Here is a 3026-nt window from a genome sequence, read left to right as displayed (position 1 = left end):
CGGCGGTGAGCGGACCGGCGGCGGTTCCACGAGTGTTGGGCAGCGCTTCACCCTCGACACCCCCCTCGCTCTTGGCATGGACGCGTCCAATCGCGATGCTGAACACCCCTTCCCCCCACAGCCGTTGGGCTGCGCCCGGATTCCGAGGAGGACGCAGTGTCGCCGATCGCCTTCCGAACGCACCGCAGGAGATGGCTGACCGGTCTCGCCGGTGCCTTCGCCTTCGTCATCGCCTTCCCCGCCACCGCCTTCGCCGCACCGCCGCCGGCCCTGCCGGCCGGCGCCGACGTCCTCGACCGGACGTACCAGCCCGCCTACGACTACGACACCGACGGGTGCTATCCCACCCCCGCGATCGGCCCGGACGGCACGGTCAGCCCCGGGCTCAACCCGACGGGCGCCCTCAACGGCAACTGCCGTGACGCCCCGGACCTGGACAGCACCAACGGCTACTCGCGCTCGAAGTGCGACAGCGGCTGGTGCGCCGTCGTCTACGCCCTGTACTTCGAGAAGGACCAGGCGCTTCCGGGCGTCAGCCTCGGCGGCCACCGCCACGACTGGGAGCACGTCGTGGTGTGGGTGCGAAACGACACGGTCCAGTACGTCTCGACCTCCCGCCACGGCTCGTTCTCGATCCACGCGAGGCCGGCGGTCCGTTTCGACGGGACCCACCCGAAGATCGTGTACCACAAGGACGGCATCGGCACGCACTGCTTCCGGCTCGCGAGCGCCGGCGACGAACCGCCGGAGAACCACCAGGGCACCTGGCAGTACCCGGCGCTGGTCGGCTGGAACGGGTATCCGGCCGGGCTGCGCGACAAGCTCGTCCAGCACGACTTCGGCAGTGCGAACTTCGGCCTCAAGGACGGGAGTTTCGCCTCGCATCTCGCCGCGGCGAAGCCGTCGGGCATCCCGTTCGACCCGTACGCCTGACCTGGGCTACCTCCCGGATCCGCACCATCGGCCGTCGGCCACCGGGGGCCCGGGCGAACCCGCCGTCCGGGCTCCCGAGCCGTTCCGCCCCGCACGGCCGCTCGGTCCGAAGGGTCTATCGTGTCGCCATGTCCGTCCCCGAACTGATCCGCATCGTCTCCCGCGACTCGCCCATGGCGCTCGCCCAAGTGGAGCGCGTCCGGGCCGACTTGGCCGCCGCCCTGCCCGGTGTGCGCACCGCGGTCGTCCCCGTGCGGACCACCGGCGACAAGTGGCTGGGCGACCTGGCGCAGGTGGAGGGCAAGGGCGCGTTCACCAAGGAGGTCGACGCCGCGCTGCTGACCGGCGAGGCGGATCTCGCCGTGCACTGCGTCAAGGACGTGCCCGCCGACCGCCCGCTTCCCGCGGGCACCGCGTTCGCCGCGTTCCTGGAGCGGGACGACGTCCGCGACGCCCTCGTGCAGCTGGACGGGCTCACCCTGGACGAACTGCCGGCCGGGAGCCGGATCGGCACCTCCTCGGTGCGCCGTGTCGCACAGCTGGCCGTCTCCCACCCGCACCTCGAGTGCGTGCCGTTCCGCGGCAACGCCAACCGGCGGCTGGCGAAGCTCGCGGCGGGTGAGGCCGACGCGCTGCTGCTCGCGGTCTCCGGCCTGGAGCGCATCGGCCGCCGCGACGTGATCAGCGAACTCCTCTCCCCCGAGGCGATGATGCCGCCCATCGGGGCGGGCATCCTCGCGCTCCAGTGCCGTGAGGACGACACGGACCTCATCGACGCGGTGAGCGCCCTCGGCCATCCGGACACGCACCGGGAGGCCACCGCCGAGCGGATGTTCCTGCATGTCCTGCAGGGGCACTGCAACAGTCCGATCGCCGGATACGCGCGGGTCGACCGGAGCGGCGAACTGTCGCTGCGGGCCTGTGTCTTCACCCCGGACGGCAAGGTGCGGCTGAACGCCCACGAGTGGGCCGGCCGACTGGACCCGGCGACGCTCGGCACCTCGGTCGCGGTCGCCCTGCTGCGTCAGGGCGCCCGCGAGATCATCGACGGGATCCCGCACTGAGGCCGGGTCAGGCGGTGCCCTCCTCGGCCTGCTCCTGGAGGAACACGCCGATCTGGTGCGCGAGGCCTTCCCGGACCCCGCCCGCCGGGGCCGCGGCGGGTCCCTCGTGCACGTCGATGCCGCCCGACCACAGGCGACGGCCGGTCCACTCCTCGTCGACCCGCAACTGCACCTGGACGTCGACGTGGCTCAGGGACGCCTCGGGGCCGGCCGCGTAGAGCACGGCGGTGGCGCGGCGCAGCGGATAGACGTCGAATCCCTCGATGAACTGCGAGTTGCGCCAGTCGAGGAACGCGCTTTCCCCGTCGGGGCCGATCCGGACGTCGACCTGACCGTCCTCGAGATGAATTCCGACGTTCCGCTCACCGCGGTTCTCGACGGTCACGCGGACGCTGAAGTACGTCAGCCCCTGGGCGGCGTCGTCCCGTCCCCGGGGCGGCTCGCCCGGTTCCAGACGGTGGACGCGGACCCGCAGACCGGCCTGTTCGTCGTACTCCTGCCAGTCCCCGACCACGTTCGGCTCGTACACGGTGCACCTCTCGACTTCTGTCGCTGTTTCCTATCTGTGGGCTCGGCGCACTGTCAAATGAGCGGAATGCGCCGTGGTCGGGCACTTCGTCCCCGGAGGCAACCGATCAAGCGCTGCGCTGGCACGATCCTCCGGGCCCGCCGCCCGGCCCGTGCGACGGCGTGCCGCACATCACGTCGCCCCCACCGGTCTCCGCGCCCCGCCCGGGTGATCGCCGGGCCGGGCGGCGGGCCCGGAGGATCGTGCCAGCGCAGCGCTTGATCGGTTGCCTCCGGGGACGAAGTGCCCGACCACGGCGCATTCCGCTCATTTGACAGTGCGCCGAGCCCACAGATAGGAAACAGCGACAGAAGTCGAGAGGTGCACCGTGTACGAGCCGAACGTGGTCGGGGACTGGCAGGAGTACGACGAACAGGCCGGTCTGCGGGTCCGCGTCCACCGTCTGGAACCGGGCGAGCCGCCCCGGGGACGGGACGACGCCGCCCAGGGGCTGACGTACT

Annotated in this window: 3 protein-coding genes; 2 read left to right on the top strand and 1 reads right to left on the bottom strand. The window is 71.7% G+C overall.

Annotation, left to right across the window (positions count from 1 at the left end; genetic code table 11):
- Window positions 1-156 precede the first annotated feature (156 nt).
- Together AOK18_RS13060 and hemC are read left to right on the top strand one after the other, a co-directional pair.
- A complete protein-coding gene (locus tag AOK18_RS13060) occupies window positions 157-933 on the top strand; it encodes an NPP1 family protein (RefSeq protein WP_055694452.1) in 777 nt (258 codons plus the stop codon).
- A 128-nt stretch (window positions 934-1061) separates the two neighbouring features.
- A complete protein-coding gene (gene hemC, locus AOK18_RS13055; protein WP_055572999.1) occupies window positions 1062-1997 on the top strand; it encodes a hydroxymethylbilane synthase in 936 nt (311 codons plus the stop codon).
- Between the two features lie 7 nt (window positions 1998-2004).
- Here hemC and AOK18_RS13050 read toward each other — a convergent pair whose 3' ends face one another.
- A complete protein-coding gene (locus AOK18_RS13050) occupies window positions 2005-2526 on the bottom strand; it encodes a hypothetical protein (RefSeq protein WP_055694451.1) in 522 nt (173 codons plus the stop codon).
- Window positions 2527-3026 lie beyond the last annotated feature (500 nt).

Origin of the sequence: Streptomyces prasinopilosus, assembly GCF_001419695.1 — a bacterium.
Lineage (GTDB): Bacteria > Actinomycetota > Actinomycetes > Streptomycetales > Streptomycetaceae > Streptomyces > Streptomyces prasinopilosus.
The sequence above is the reverse complement of the archived record's forward strand: the minus strand, read 5'-3'. Positions and strand labels throughout refer to the sequence as shown.

Coding starts and splice junctions, on each gene's coding strand:
- hemC (WP_055572999.1), top strand. CDS start 1,062: ATGTCCGTCCCCGAACTGATCCGCATCGTCTCCCGCGACTCGCCCATG.